The sequence below is a fragment of the Curtobacterium sp. Curtsp22 genome, assembly GCF_059492135.1.
Map to the genome: position 1 here is coordinate 724,255 of NZ_CP168519.1, position 15,052 is coordinate 739,306.

10 protein-coding genes are annotated in these 15,052 nt (G+C 70.7%); 1 reads left to right on the forward strand and 9 read right to left on the reverse strand.

The window, feature by feature from the left end; all coding sequences use genetic code 11:
* Positions 1-18 precede the first annotated feature (18 nt).
* Entirely contained in the window at positions 19-474 is a 456-nt protein-coding gene (locus tag ACEN8D_RS03480) for a DUF779 domain-containing protein (protein WP_413399508.1), read from the reverse strand.
* Complete coding sequence (gene exaC / locus ACEN8D_RS03485; RefSeq protein WP_402736160.1) at positions 474-2,015, reverse strand: acetaldehyde dehydrogenase ExaC; 1,542 nt, start codon at positions 2,013-2,015, stop codon at positions 474-476. The genes ACEN8D_RS03480 and exaC overlap by 1 nt, the downstream gene beginning before the upstream one ends.
* Before the next feature lie 178 nt (positions 2,016-2,193).
* Here exaC and ACEN8D_RS03490 point away from each other — a divergent pair, with 178 nt between their 5' ends.
* Positions 2,194-2,733, forward strand: coding sequence for an HdeD family acid-resistance protein (locus tag ACEN8D_RS03490; RefSeq protein ID WP_070416229.1), 540 nt, complete (start codon positions 2,194-2,196; stop codon positions 2,731-2,733).
* Between the two features lie 40 nt (positions 2,734-2,773).
* On the opposite strand, the gene ACEN8D_RS03495 is transcribed toward ACEN8D_RS03490, so the two are convergent.
* From ACEN8D_RS03495 to trpB, 7 genes are all read right to left on the reverse strand, one after another.
* The gene (locus tag ACEN8D_RS03495) at positions 2,774-3,853 is read right to left on the reverse strand and encodes a VIT1/CCC1 transporter family protein (RefSeq protein WP_071296287.1); all 1,080 of its coding nucleotides are present in this window, start codon (positions 3,851-3,853) and stop codon (positions 2,774-2,776) included.
* A gap of 127 nt (positions 3,854-3,980) precedes the next feature.
* Positions 3,981-5,426 (reverse strand): pyruvate kinase, encoded by a 1,446-nt coding sequence (gene pyk / locus ACEN8D_RS03500; RefSeq protein ID WP_070416231.1) that lies wholly within the window; start codon positions 5,424-5,426, stop codon positions 3,981-3,983.
* Positions 5,427-5,566: 140 nt separating this feature from the next.
* On the reverse strand, positions 5,567-7,024 hold the full coding sequence (locus ACEN8D_RS03505; protein WP_092387017.1) for a glutamate synthase subunit beta: 1,458 nt from the start codon (positions 7,022-7,024) through the stop codon (positions 5,567-5,569).
* Complete coding sequence (gltB, locus tag ACEN8D_RS03510) at positions 7,017-11,534, reverse strand: glutamate synthase large subunit (RefSeq protein ID WP_413398489.1); 4,518 nt, start codon at positions 11,532-11,534, stop codon at positions 7,017-7,019. Before gltB ends, ACEN8D_RS03505 begins: the two co-directional genes overlap by 8 nt.
* Positions 11,535-11,822: 288 nt before the next feature.
* On the reverse strand, positions 11,823-12,821 hold the full coding sequence (lgt, locus tag ACEN8D_RS03515) for a prolipoprotein diacylglyceryl transferase (RefSeq protein ID WP_413398487.1): 999 nt from the start codon (positions 12,819-12,821) through the stop codon (positions 11,823-11,825).
* 216 nt (positions 12,822-13,037) lie between these two features.
* Positions 13,038-13,832: a tryptophan synthase subunit alpha gene (gene trpA / locus ACEN8D_RS03520; protein ID WP_413398486.1), complete on the reverse strand. Its 795-nt coding sequence runs from the start codon at positions 13,830-13,832 to the stop codon at positions 13,038-13,040.
* Entirely contained in the window at positions 13,829-15,043 is a 1,215-nt protein-coding gene (trpB, locus tag ACEN8D_RS03525) for a tryptophan synthase subunit beta (RefSeq protein WP_070416234.1), read from the reverse strand. Before trpB ends, trpA begins: the two co-directional genes overlap by 4 nt.
* Between the last annotated feature and the right edge of the window lie 9 nt (positions 15,044-15,052).

The window sequence follows — 15,052 nt, forward strand, 5'->3', positions numbered from 1 at the left end:
TCGTCGCGAGTGGTGCGGTCAGCCTACGTCCGGCACCCCGCTCGGGCCAGGGCCGGCGCTGACCAGGCCGAGATCCACGAGCTCGGCGTCGTCCAGCATCCGGGAGCGGGTGAGGAACCGCTTGCCCTCCGGCACCTCGAGGGAGAAGCCCGCGCCACGACCGTCCACGACGTCGATCGTGAGGTGGGTGTACTTCCAGTACTCGAACTGCGACCGCGACATGTACACCTCGACGGGCGCGATGCCGTCGACCTCGAGCGCGCCGAGGAGCACGTCGCCCGAGCCGGTCATGAACATGCCGACGGGGTAGCACATCGGGCTGGAGCCGTCGCAGCACCCGCCCGACTGGTGGAACATGAGCGGGCCGTGCCGGGCGGCGAGGGAGCGCAGGAGCTCCCCCGCCGCCGGCGTCACCGCCACGCGGGCGGTGGCGGGCCGGTCGTCGGTGGCCGGCCGGTCGTCGGTGTCGGGCATCAGAAGAAGCCCATCGGGCCCTCGGCGTAGGACACCAGCAGGTTCTTCGTCTGCTGGTAGTGCTCCAGCATCATCTTGTGGTTCTCCCGTCCGATGCCGGACTGCTTGTAGCCGCCGAATGCGGCTCCGGCGGGGTACTGGTGGTAGGTGTTCTCCCACACGCGCCCGGCCTGGATGTCACGGCCGGCGCGGTAGAGCGTGGTGGCCTCGCGGCTCCACACCCCGGCGCCGAGGCCGTACAGCGTGTCGTTGGCGATCGAGATCGCGTCGTCGTAGCCGCTGAAGCTCGTCAGGGCGAGGACCGGGCCGAAGATCTCCTCCTGGAAGATCCGCATCGAGTTGTCCCCCTCGAACACCGTCGGCGTGACGTAGTACCCGCCGGACAGCTCCCCGCCGAGGTCCGCCCGCTCGCCACCGATGAGGAGCTTCGCGCCCTCCTGCTTGCCGATGTCGATGTAGCTCAGGATCTTCTCGAGCTGGTCGTTCGACGCCTGCGCGCCGATCATCGTCGACAGGTCGAGCGGGTGCCCCTGCTTGACGGCGCGCACCCGGTCGAGGCCGTCCGCGACGAAGCCGTCGTAGATCTCCCGCGCCACGAGTGCCCGCGACGGGCAGGTGCAGACCTCGCCCTGGTTGAGGTTGAAGAAGGCGAAGCCCTCGAGTGCCTTGTCGTAGAAGGCGTCCTGCTGCTGGGCGACGTCGGCGAAGAAGACGTTCGGGCTCTTGCCGCCGAGTTCGAGCGTCACGGGGATGAGGTTCTGCGACGCGTACTGCATGATGAGCCGGCCCGTGGTCGTCTCCCCCGTGAAGGCGACCTTGCGGATGTCCGGGTGCTGCGCGAGCGGTGCACCGACCTCGATGCCGAAGCCGTTCACCACGTTGAGGACACCGGCCGGGAGCAGGTCCCCGATCAGGTCGATGAGCACGTGGATGGACGCCGGCGTCTGCTCGGCCGGCTTCAGGACGACGCAGTTGCCCGCCGCCAGTGCCGGAGCGAGCTTCCACACTGCCATCAGGATGGGGAAGTTCCACGGGATGATCTGCCCGACGACGCCGAGCGGTTCGTGGAAGTGGTAGGCCACGGTGTCGTGGTCGATCTCCCCCGTCGAGCCCTCCTGCGCGCGGATCGCCCCGGCGAAGTACCGGAAGTGGTCGATCGCCAGCGGGATGTCGGCGCCGATGGTCTCGCGGATGGGCTTGCCGTTCTCCCACGTCTCCGCGACCGCCAGGGCCTCGAGGTTCTGCTCCATCCGGTCCGCGATCCTGTTGAGGATGCCGGCGCGTTCGGCGACGCTCGTCCGACCCCAGGCCGGGAACGCCTTCCACGCGGCCTCGACCGCACGGTCGACGTCCGTGGAGTCGCCGCGGGCGATCTCGGTGAAGACCTTGCCGGTGACGGGTGTGGGGTTCTCGAAGTACTGTCCCCCGGCCGGCGGGACGTACGCGCCGCCGATGTAGTGGTCGTACCGGGAGCGGTACGAGACGAGGGACCCCTCCTCGCCGGGTGCGGCGTAGGTGGATGGTGACGGTGCGATGGTCATGGTGGACACCTTTCGACGACTCTGTCGGGGCGCTGGGTCCGCGCCTGTCCGAACGCTACGGCGGCGCAGGTTGCATCCGGTTGCACCGCTTCGCGGCGCTTCGCCCTCCGCGCGACGAACCGACCGCTGCCTGCCGAGGTAGCGTCGGACCGAGCAGACCTGACAGGGAGGAGTGCTCGTGGACTCTCGTGCCGTCCGCACGTTCCGCGTGTTCGTCATCGTCACCGCGGTCGTCGCCATCGCGCTCGGCATCGTCGCGATCGTCTGGCCGCGGCCGTCGCTCGTCGTCGTCGCGCTGCTGTTCGGCGTGTACCTCGTCGTGGCCGGCGCACTGCGGGTGTTCGCCGCGGTGCGGGGGCACGGCACGCCGCCGGTGTGGCGCTGGACCTCCGGCGTCGTCGGCGGCCTGGTCGGGGTCGCCGGACTCGTGACGCTGCTGGACCCCGCCGTCCCGCTCGTCGTCTACGCGGTGCTCGCCGGCGTCGGCTTCATCGTCGAGGGGATCGCGTCGTTGATCGGCGGGTTCGTGGGACACCCGGGGTCGTCGCGGGTCCCGTCGATCGTGAGCGGGGTGCTCTCGATCCTCGGGGGCGTGGTCGTGCTGGTCGCGCCGGGGCTCGCGCTGACCGTGTTCATGGTCTTCTCGGGCATCGCGCTCATCGTCGTCGGCGCTGCGGCCCTGCTGCTGCTCCCGCCCCGGGCGGCCGTCCGTCGCTAGCCCGGGTGGGCCGGAAGCGGCCTCGTCGGTCGTCGGAGGGCTACGCGCTGCCCGTCCCGAACAGCAGCCCGAGCCCGTAGGTGACCGCTGCCGCACCGAACCCGATCGCGAGCTGCCGGAGCGCCCGACGCAGGGGCGACGCACCGCTCAGCACGCCGACCACCGCGCCCGTGCCGAGCAGGGCGATCCCGACGAGGAGCGCCGCGACCGCGATCGCCGCCCACCCCTCGAGGCCGAACAGGTACGGGAGCACCGGGATGATCGCCCCCGACGCGAAGAAGCAGAAGCTCGAGACCGCCGCGCTCATGCCGTTGCCGATGGCCTCGTGGTCGTCCACCGGCGCCGTGCCCGTCACCGCGGCACCGCCGAGGACGTCGTCGGCGTGCTGCTGGGCCTCGGCCTCGGACATGCCCCGAGCCCGGTACACGAGGGCGAGCTCGTTCGCGTCGACGTCGAGGTCCGCGACGGCCCGGCCGGCTTCGGGGTGCGGCGCCGATGCCGTGAGGAGCTCGCGCTGCGACCGCACCGAGACGTACTCCCCCGCCCCCATCGACAGCGCGCCGGCGAGGAGCCCCGCGATGCCGCTCAGGAGGACGAAGTGCCGGTCCGCCCCGGACGCGCTCACGCCGATGATGAGCGCCAGGTTCGACACGAGGCCGTCGTTCGCGCCGAACACCGCGGCTCGGAAGGTGCCGGACAGACGCATCCGCCCGCGGTTGGCGAGCCCGCGGACGACCTCGCCGTGGATCCGTTCGTCGGCCGCCATGCTCGCGGTCGCGTCGGCGTCGTCGGCGTAGGGCGAGCGGTCCTCGGCGCGCTGCATGAGCGCGAGGACGAACACCGACCCGAACCGCTTCGCCAGCGACGCGAGCACCCGGGTGCGGAGGCTCCCGCGCTGCGGCCGACCCACGTCGTCGCCGAGCAGGTCGAGCCAGTGCTGTTCGTGCCGGCCCTCGGCCTCGGCCAGGGCGGACAGGATCTCGCGTTCCTCACCGTGTCGCCGGGCGGCGAGGTTCCGGTAGACGGCGGCTTCCGCCCGTTCGTCCGCCAGGTAGCGGCGCCAGCGCCGGACGTCGGTGCGCTGGGCGGTGGGTCGGGACTGGAGGCTCACACCGGCCATCCTGCCCGCTCGCGCGACCGCGTGGTCACGCGGCCGCGGGGCGGAACGCGACAGGGCGCGGACCGGAGGCTGCACGCGTTGCCGCGCCGCGCCTCCCGTCCGCGCCCTGTCGGGACGCGACGCGACGTCAGTCGCGCACGTAGGCCGGAGCGGCCTCAGCGTGGGCGTCGCCCACGCGGTGCACGCGCAGGTCGTTCGTCGACCCCTCGATGCCGGGAGGGGAACCGGCCGTCACGATGACGCGGTCCCCGGGGGCGGCGAGGCCGTTCTCGAGGAGGACGTCGTCCACCTGCGAGAAGAGCTCGTCGGTGTGGGTCTTGCGCTCGACGAGGAACGAGCGGACACCCCAGGTGAGAGCCATGCGGCGACGCGTCGCCTCGTTCGGGGTGAACGCGATGATCGGCAGGCCGTGGCGCAGACGCGACATGCGGCGGGCCGAGTCGCCGGACTCGGTGAACACGCAGAGGTACGAGGCCTCGGTGAACTCCGCGATCTCGACCGCGGCGAGCGTGATCGCCCCGCCGAGGGTGCGCGGCTTGGTGCCGAGCGGCGCGATGCGCTCGAGGCCGTGGTCCTCGGTGGACTCGACGATGCGGGCCATCGTGCGGACCGTCTGCACCGGGTACTCGCCGACGCTGGTCTCGCCCGAGAGCATGACCGCGTCCGCGCCGTCGAGCACGGCGTTCGCGACGTCGGACGTCTCGGCGCGGGTCGGGATCGGCGACGAGATCATCGACTCGAGCATCTGGGTCGCGACGATGACCGGCTTCGCCATGCGGCGGGCGAGCTCGACGGCGCGCTTCTGCACGATCGGGACGGCCTCGAGCGGGAGCTCCACACCGAGGTCACCGCGGGCGACCATGATGCTGTCGAACGCGTCGATGATCTCCTCGAGCGCGTCGACGGCCTGCGGCTTCTCGATCTTCGCGATCACGGGGAGGCGCTTGCCCTCTTCGTCCATGATCTCGTGGGCACGCTCGACGTCGGCGGCGTTGCGCACGAACGACAGCGCGATGAGGTCGGCACCCTGGCGGATGCCCCAGCGGAGGTCCGCCTCGTCCTTCTCGCTGAGCGCGGGGACGTTCACGGCGACGCCGGGCAGGTTGATGCCCTTGTTGTTGGACACGGTGCCGCCGACGACGACCTCGGTGCGGACGCGCACGCCGTCGGTGTCGAGCACGCGGAGGCGGACCCGGCCGTCGTCGATGAGCAGCGGGTCACCGGGCTTGACGTCCTGCGGGAGGCCCTTGAAGGTCGTGCCGCAGATCTCCTTCGAGCCGGGGACGTCCTCGGTGGTGATGGTGAACACGTCGCCGACCGCGAGGTCGTGCGGGCCGTCGGCGAACTTCGCGAGGCGGATCTTCGGACCCTGCAGGTCGACGAGGATCGCGACGGGCTTGCCGAGCTCCTCGGCGGCGCGACGGACGTTCTCGTAGTTGGCCTCGTGGACGCTGTAGTCACCGTGGCTGAGGTTGAGGCGGGCGACGTCGACGCCTGCCTCGATGATCTCCTTGACGGTCTCGTACTCCGACGTTGCCGGTCCGAGCGTCGAAACGATCTTTGCGCGTCTCAATGGATTCCTTCGTGGTGGTGGATGGTGCTTGGGTTTCCGCGCTGTGGGGCCGCGCGGAACGAAGCGAGGCCACCAGCACCCTATCGAGTGCCGGTGGCCTGTCGCTCACTGCTGGGTGGGCATCGGGTGGACGTCCATCGTCAGACCGAGATCGCCCGGTCGGTCGCCTTGACCGGAGCCGGGAGGATCGTCGAGCCCTCGAGGTACTCGTCGACCTTCGCGGCGGCGGCCCGGCCCTCGGCGATCGCCCACACGATGAGCGACTGCCCACGACCGGCGTCGCCCGCGACGAAGACGCCCGGCTCGTTGGTCGTGTAGTCGGCCTGGCGGGCGACGGCACCGGAGACCGTCACGGGCAGGCCGAGCTGCGGCGCCAGCGTGTCGGTCTCGGGACCGGTGAAGCCCATGGCCACGAGGACGAGGTCCGCGGGGATCTCGCGCTCACTGCCGGCCTTCGGGACCCGGCGGCCGTCGAGGTACTCGGTCTCGGCGACGCGGAGCGCCCGGACCTCGCCGGCCTCGTTCGCGAGGAACTCGACGGTGGACGCGAGGTAGTGGCGTTCGCCGCCCTCTTCATGGGCGCTCGTGACCTCGAACACGGTCGGGAACATCGGCCACGGCTGCTCGGACGGACGCTCCAGCGGCGGCTGCTTGCCGATCGCGAGGTTCGTCACGCTGAGCGCACCCTGCCGGTGGGCGGTCCCGATGCAGTCCGCACCGGTGTCGCCGCCGCCGATGACGACGACGTGCTTGCCCTCGGCCGTGACCTGGTTGTCGACGGTCGTGCCGGCGTTCGCCTTGTTCTGCTGCACGAGGTAGTCCATCGCGAAGTGCACGCCGGCGAGGTCGCGCCCCGGGATCGGCAGGTCGCGCGGGACCGTGGCGCCGGTGGCGACGACGACCGCGTCGTACCGGGACTTCAGGTCGTCCCAGGTGATGTCGCGCCCGATCTCGACGCCCGCACGGAAGCGGGTGCCCTCGGCCTGCATCTGGGCGAGCCGCGCGTCGATCTGACGCTTCTCCATCTTGAAGTCCGGGATGCCGTAGCGGAGCAGACCACCGATGCGGTCGTCGCGCTCGTACACCGCGACGGTGTGGCCGGCGCGGGTCAGCTGCTGTGCGGCGGCGAGCCCGGCAGGACCGGACCCGACGACCGCGACGGTCTTGCCGGTCAGGCGCTCCGGCGGGTGGGGCGTGACCCAGCCGTTCTGGAACGCCTCGTCGATGATCGAGACCTCGACCTGCTTGATCGTCACCGGCGGCTGGTTGATGCCGAGCACGCAGGACGCCTCGCACGGAGCCGGGCAGAGCCGACCCGTGAACTCCGGGAAGTTGTTCGTCGCGTGGAGTCGCTCGATCGCCTGCCGGCCCTCGCCGCGCCAGGTGAGGTCGTTCCACTCGGGGATGAGGTTGCCGAGCGGGCACCCCTGGTGGCAGAACGGGACGCCGCAGTCCATGCAGCGTCCGGCCTGTCGCTTGAGCGCGCCGGACTCCTGCTGCTCGTAGACCTCTTTCCAGTCCATGAGCCGCACGGGTACGGGTCGTCGGGCCGGGAGCTCGCGCTCCTGGACCTTCAGGAATCCCTTGGGGTCAGCCACCGGTCACCTCCAGAATGCGGTTCCAGACGACGTCGCCGTCCGGGTCGAGGCCCTCGTCGACGGCCTGCTGTCGGGTCTCGAGCACGGCCGCGTAGTCCCGCGGCAGCACCTTGACGAAGTCGCTCAGGTCACCGGACTCGAGCAGTTCGCTCGCGAGGGTCGACCCGGTCTCGGCAGCGTGCCGCGCGAGCAGGTCGTTCACGATCTCGACGTCGGCGCTGTCGAGCGGCTCGAGCCGGAGTTCACCGGACGCGAGCGAGTCGGTGTTCACGTGCTCTTCCCGCAGGCCGCGGACGTACGCGGTCCCGCCGGACATGCCGGCACCGAGGTTCCGACCGGTCTCGCCGAGGATCAGGGCGAGCCCACCGGTCATGTACTCGAGCGCGTGGTCCCCCACGCCCTCGACGACGGCGGTCGCACCGGAGTTGCGCACCAGGAAGCGTTCGCCCACGATGCCGCGGATGAACATGCTGCCCTGGGTCGCGCCGTAGCCGATGACGTTGCCGGCGATGACGTTCTGCGCGGGGTCGAAGCCGCTGCCCGCGTCGGGACGCACGACGATCTCGCCGCCGGACAGCCCCTTGCCGACGTAGTCGTTGCTGTCCCCGACCAGGCGGAGCGTGATGCCCGCCGGCAGGAACGCGCCGAGCGACTGCCCGGCGGAACCGCGCAACGTCACGTCGATCGACCCCGACGGCAGGCCGTTCTCGCCGTGGCGGAGCGTGACCTCGTGGCCGAGCATCGTGCCGACAGCGCGCTCCGTGTTCCGGATCGGCAGGTCGAGCGCGATCGTCCCGCCGTGCTCGAGGACGTCGGCCGTCTGCTGGATGAGCTGCACGTCGAAGTGCTGCTCCAGCTCGTGGTCCTGGTCGCGCTGGTGCCGGCGGGGCTCGTCGGCGTCGAACCGCGGTCCCTTGAGCACGGGCTCGAGGTCGAGGCCGGACGCCTTCCAGTGCTCGACCGCGCGGTCGACGTCGAGGGCGTCGGCGTGGCCGATCGCCTCTTCGAGGGACCGGAAGCCGAGCTCGGCGAGGAGCTCGCGGACCTCTTGCGCGATGAACTCGAAGAAGTTCACGACGAACTCCGGCTTGCCGCTGAAGCGCTTGCGGAGCTCGGGGTTCTGGGTCGCGACGCCGACCGGGCACGTGTCGAGGTGGCACACCCGCATGAGGATGCAGCCCTCGACCACGAGCGGCGCGGTCGCGAAGCCGTACTCCTCGGCGCCGAGCAGCGCGGCCACGACGACGTCACGGCCGGTCTTCATCTGCCCGTCGACCTGCACGACGACGCGGTCGCGCATGCCGTTGAGCATGAGCGTCTGCTGCGTCTCGGCGAGGCCGATCTCCCACGGGGTGCCCGCGTGCTTGAGCGAGTTCAGCGGCGACGCACCGGTTCCGCCGTCGTGCCCGGAGACCAGGACGACGTCGGCGAGGGCCTTCGTCACACCGGCGGCCACGGCCCCGATGCCCGACTGGCTCACGAGCTTCACGTGGACGCGTGCGGACGGGTTCGCCCGCTTGACGTCGAAGATCAGCTGCTTGAGGTCCTCGATCGAGTAGATGTCGTGGTGCGGCGGCGGCGAGATCAGGCCGACACCCGCGGTCGCGTGCCGGGTGCGGGCCACCCACGGGTACACCTTGGTCGGGGGCAGCTGCCCGCCCTCGCCCGGCTTCGCACCCTGCGCCATCTTCAGCTGGATGTCGGTCGCGTGCGTCAGGTACATGCTCGTGACGCCGAACCGCCCGGACGCGACCTGCTTGATCGCGCTCCGACGCTCGGGGTCGAGCAGGCGGTCGACGTCCTCGCCGCCCTCGCCCGTGTTCGACCGGCCGCCGAGACGGTTCATCGCGATCGCGAGCGTCTCGTGGGCTTCCTTCGAGATGGACCCGTAGGACATCGCACCGGTGTTGAACCGCTTGACGATCGACTCGATCGGCTCGACCTCGTCGAGCGGGACCGGCTTGCGGGCACCCTGCGCGAACCGGAAGAGGCCGCGGAGCGTCATCAGCTGCTCGGACTGGTCGTCGACCGCCTGCGAGTACTCGCGGAAGATGTCGTAGCGACGGGAGCGCGTCGCGTGCTGCAGCCGGAACACGGTGTCCGGGTTGAAGAGGTGCGGCGGGCCTTCGCGACGCCACTGGTACTCGCCGCCGGTCTGCAGGCGCTCGTGCGAGAGGACAGCGCCGTCCTGCGGGTACGCCTGGGCGTGCCGCTCGGCGTTCTCCTTCGCGATGACCTCGATGCCGACGCCGCCGAGGATCGACGAGGTCCCGGTGAAGTACCGGTCGACGAACTCCTGGCTGAGCCCGACGGCCTCGAACGCCTGCGCGCCGGCGTAGCTCGACACCGTCGAGATGCCCATCTTCGACATGATCTTCAGCACGCCCTTGCCGAGCGCCTTGATCACGTTCTTGACGGCCTGCTCCGGCGTGATGCCGCTGATCATGCCCTGGCGGACGAGGATCTCGCAGGTCTCCATCGCCAGGTACGGGTTGATCGCCGAGGCGCCGTAGCCGATGAGGGTCGCGACGTGGTGGACCTCGCGCACGTCACCGGCCTCGACGATGAGCCCGACCTTCATGCGCTGCTCGGTGCGGATCAGGTGGTGGTGCACGGCGGCGAGCAGCAGCAGGCTGGGCACCGGTGCCTGTTCGGCGTTGCCGTCGCGGTCGGACAGCACGATGAACTGCTTGCCGGCCTCGATCGCCGCGTCGACCTCGTCGCACACCGCGGCGATGCGCTTCTGCATGGCCTTCTTGCCGGCGTCGACGCGGTACAGGCCCTTGATCGTCACGGTCAGGTGGCGACCGGACTCGGTCTCGAAGTGCTGGATCTTGGCGAGCTCGTCGTTGTCGATCACGGGGAAGTCGAGCGTGATCTGCTTCGCGTGCTCGGGGCCGGCGCTCAGGAGGTTGCGCTCCGGGCCGAGTCCCATGCCCATCGAGGTGATGACCTGCTCGCGGATCGAGTCGAGCGGCGGGTTCGTCACCTGGGCGAACTGCTGGGTGAAGTAGTCGAAGAGCAGCCGGGGACGCCGGGACAGCACCGCGATCGGCGTGTCCGAGCCCATCGCACCGAGCGGCTCCGCTCCGGTCTGCGCCATCGGACGCAGGAGGATGCGGACCTCTTCCTCGGTGTAGCCGAAGGCGCGCTGGCGACGGGTCACCGAAGCGGGCGTGTGCACGATGTGCTCGCGGTCCGGCAGGTCACCGAGGTTGATCCGGCCGCCGTCGAGCCACTCGCCCCACGGGCCGGACGTGGCCAGCTCGCGCTTAACCTCGTCGTCCTCGATGATGCGACCGGCCTCGGTGTCGACGAGGAACATCCGGCCGGGACGGAGCCGGCCCTTGCGCACGACCTTGTCGGCCGGCACGTCGATGACGCCCGTCTCGGAGCCCATGACGATCAGGCCGTCGTCGGTCACCAGGAAGCGACCGGGGCGCAGGCCGTTGCGGTCGAGGGTGGCGCCGACGAGCGTGCCGTCGGTGAACGTGATGGCTGCCGGGCCGTCCCACGGCTCCATGAGCATCGAGTGGTACTCGTAGAACGCCCGGAGCTCGGGGTCCATCCCGACCTGGTTCTCCCACGCTTCGGGGACCATCATCGACACCGCGTGCGGCAGCGACCGGCCGGTGAGCGTCAGGAGCTCGAGCACCTCGTCGAAGGACGCCGAGTCGCTGGCGCCCGGACTGACGATCGGCAGCAGGGGCGCCATGTCGCCGAGCAGTTCGCTCTGCAGCTGCGACTGCCGGGCCCGCATCCAGTTGCGGTTGCCACGGACGGTGTTGATCTCACCGTTGTGCGCGAGCGTGCGGAACGGCTGCGCGAGCGGCCACGAGGGGAACGTGTTCGTGGAGTATCGGGAGTGCACGATCGCGAGCTTCGACGCGAAGCGCTCGTCGCTGAGGTCCGGGTAGAACGGCTCGAGCTGGAGCGTCGTGACCATGCCCTTGTAGACCATGGTCCGGCTCGACAGCGACATGAAGTAGACCTCGGTGTCGTGCTCGGCACGCTTCCGGAGGCGGAAGGCCTGGCGGTCGAGCGCGACGCCGCTCCACGACGCACCGTGCACGTCGTGCCGGATCGAGGCGACGAAGAGCTGCTCGAACGCGGGCATCGCCGCACGGGCCAGGGTGCCGAGGACCTCGGGTCGGACGGGGACCTCGCGCCAGCCCAGGATCCGCAGGCCCTCTTCACGCGCGAGTCGCTCGACGGCGCCCTTCACCGCGTGGCGGTCGTCCTCGTCGACGGGCAGGTACGCGGTACCGACCGCGTACTCCCCCGCTGCTGGAAGGTCGAAGGACACCTCGGCGCGGAAGAACTCGTCAGGCACCTGGCAGAGGATGCCCGCACCGTCACCGGTCCCGGCGTCCGATCCGACCGCGCCCCGGTGTTCGAGGTTGCGCAGTGCACCGAGGGCAGCGTCGACGATGTCGTGCCCGGCGGTGCCGCGGAGCGTCGCGACCATCGCCAGGCCGCACGCGTCCTTCTCGTTCGCCGGGTCGTACATGCCGGCGGCGTCCGGGATCGCGGAGAACCGACGGTGCGGCGGCACGAGTGCCGCCGGGGACTGGGGTGGCTGGAGCGCCATGGGGAACCGTCCTCACGAGAGAGTGGAACAGGGACAGCGGTGGCCCGGTGGTGCGTTCCGCGACGCGTGGGCGGAACTGGTGCCCGTGCCCGCCGTCAGTGAGTTGCCCTGGCGGCGTGCGAGGTGTCGGACCCGCTTGTGGTGGGTCCGGGAGGTGCTGCTGACACTCGTGACCGATCGGGATCGGTCACGCAGGAGGGGTGCTTCCTACGCGCGGCCAGCGGTGCTGCTGGTGACCGGATCGGAGTCGGTGACGGCCGCCGGAGCGTCGTCGTCGGACTCTGACCAGGTGTCGTCCGAGTCTACCCCGGACTTCGAGCGGGGCTCGCGACCGGGCAGGTACGGGCTCGGCTCCTTGCCGAGGTGCCGCTTGGACTGGACGAGGAAGATGATGATGCCGAGCAGGATCGCCGCGAAGGACATCCACACGTTCGTCCGGATGCCGAAGAACGTCTCGCTCGTGTCGACGCGGATGGACTCGAGGACAGCGCGACCGATGCCGTACCAGATCAGGTAGAGCGACAGCACCTTGCCCCACTGCAGGCGGAACTTCTTGTCGAGCAGCAGGATCACGACGACGCCGACGACGTTCCAGATGATCTCGTAGAGGAACGTCGGGTGGAAGAGCGTGCCCTCGGGCAGGCCCTTCGGGAACGCCGCGTTCGACGACTCGATCTGCAGGCCCCACGGCAGGCTGGTCGGCATGCCGAAGAGCTCGTGGTTGAAGTAGTTGCCGAGACGACCGAACGCCTGGGCGAGCAGCACGCCCGGCACGACGGCGTCGATGAACGCGGTGAACCGCAGGCCGACCTGGCGGCAGCCGATGTAGGCGCCGACCGAGCCGAGGATGAGCGCGCCGAAGATGGCGAGGCCGCCCTCCCAGATGTAGAGGAAGGACAGCGGGTCGCGCCCGGGACCGAAGTAGTCGCTGACGTGCGTGAACACGTGGAACAGGCGACCGCCGATGATCCCGGCGGGGACGGCCCAGATCGCGATGTCGATGATGATCCAGCGCTCGACGCCGCGCGCGTTGAGCCGGCGGTTCGCGAGGATGACGGCGGCGACGATGCCGAGCAGGATGCAGATCGCGTAGGCGTGGATGCGGAAGTCGAGCGGCAGCGACCAACCGAACGCGTCGCGCAGCCAGGCGGTCAGGTCGAAGTACTGCCACGCGGTGCTCGGGCTCGGGATGCTCAGGAGGGGCATGGAGGTGCTGTCGCCTTTCGGTGCTGGCTGGGCGCGGTGCCGACGTGCCGTCGGCCCCGCTCACTGTAGCGCGGGAGGTGCGTGCGTCAGGAACCGGGGACCCGGTCCTGTGGAAACTGTGACCGACGCCAGGCGCGGTGCGGGCGGGACGCGTCGCTCACCCGCACCGCGGTGCGGGTGGGCCGAGGCGGTCGCCGGCACCGCGCCTCCTGGACGTCAGCGGCGCCGCGCGCCCGACGTGAGGTCGGCTGCCCGGTCCGCCACGCCCTGCACGCCGAGGTCCGCGAGGGCCCGGACGAAGGCGGAGCCGATGATGGCGCCGTCGGCGTACTCGAGGACCTCGCCGACCTGCTCCGCCGTCGAGATGCCGAGACCGACGCACGTGCGCTCGACCCCGGCGTCGCGGAGCCGCGACACGACGGTGCGGGCTGCGACGTCGACGCCCTCGCGCGCGCCGGTGACGCCCATCGTGGAGACCGCGTAGACGAACCCGCGGCTGGACCGGACCGCCTGCTGCATGCGCGTGTCCGACGAGGACGGGGCTGCGAGGAACACCCGGTCCAGGCCGGTGCGCTCCGACTCGCGGATCCACTCGGCGCCCTCGTCGGGGATGAGGTCCGGCGTGATGAGCCCGGCGGCGCCCGCGGCGACGAGGTCGTCGGCGAACCGCTCGACGCCGTACCGGAGCACCGGGTTCCAGTAGGTCATCACGAGCACGGGCACGTTCGCCCGCTCGGTGATCTGGTGCACGGCGTCGAAGACCTGCGCGACGCGGAAGCCGTTCGCCAGGCTCTCCTCTGCCGCACGCTGGATGACCGGGCCGTCCATCACCGGGTCGGAGTACGGCAGGCCGAGCTCGATGACGTCGACGCCGTTCTCGGCCAGGGCCACGGCGGCGTCGACGCTCGTCTGCACGTCGGGGTAGCCGGCGGGCAGGTACCCGACGACGGCCCCCGCGCGCTCGGCGTTGGCGGTGTCGATCGTCGTCGCGACCGTCTGGTTCGTGGTCACAGCTGCACCGCGTTCTCGTCGAGGATGCCGAAGTAGCGACTGGCGGACGCGACGTCCTTGTCACCCCGGCCGGACAGGTTGACGAGGATGACGCCCTCTGGGCCGAGCTCCTTGCCGAGCTTGATCGCCCCGGCGAGGGCGTGCGAGGACTCGATCGCCGGCAGGATGCCCTCGGTGCGGCTCAGCAGGCGGAAGGCCTCCATCGCCTCGTCGTCGGTGATCGGCTCGTACTTCGCACGCCCGATCGAGGCGAGGTAGGCGTGCTCCGGCCCGACGCTCGGGTAGTCGAGCCCGGCGGAGATGCTGTGGCTCTCGATCGTCTGGCCGTCCTCGTCCTGCATGAGGTAGGACTTCGTGCCCTGGAGGACGCCCTCGCGACCGAGCGTGATGCTCGCGGCGTGCCGGCCGGTCTCGACGCCGTCGCCACCGGCCTCGAAGCCGTGCAGCGCGACCGACTCGTCGTCGAGGAACGCCTCGAAGATGCCCATGGCGTTCGAGCCGCCGCCGACGCACGCGGCGACCGCGTCCGGCAGGCGCCCGACCCGGTCGAGGACCTGCTGGCGGGCCTCTTCGCCGATGACCTTGTGGAACTCGCGCACCATCTCGGGGAACGGGTGCGGGCCGGCGACGGTGCCGAGCAGGTAGTGCGTGGAGTCGACGTTGGCGACCCAGTCGCGCAGGGCGTCGTTGATGGCGTCCTTCAGCGTGCGGGAGCCGGTCTCGACCGGGATCACCTCGGCACCGAGCAGGCGCATCCGGGCGACGTTCAACGCCTGGCGCTCGGTGTCGACGGCCCCCATGTAGACGACGCAGTCCATGCCGAAGAGCGCCGCCGCGGTGGCCGTCGCGACGCCGTGCTGGCCGGCGCCGGTCTCGGCGATGAGGCGGGTCTTGCCGAGGCGCTTCGCCACGAGGGCCTGACCGAGCACGTTGTTGATCTTGTGCGACCCGGTGTGGTTGAGGTCCTCGCGCTTGAGGATGATCCGGGCACCGCCGGCGTGCTTGGCGAACCGGGGCACCTCGGTGATGATCGAGGGCCGCCCGGTGTAGTCGCGCTGGAGCGTGTCGAGCTCGTCGCGGAAGGCCGGGTCCGCCCAGGCCTCGCGGAACGCCGCTTCGAGTTCGTCGAGCGCGAGGACGAGCGACTCGGGGACGAACCGCCCGCCGAAGTCGCCGAAGTACGGTCCGTGCAGGTCGCGGAGTGAGGTCACGATGGGTCT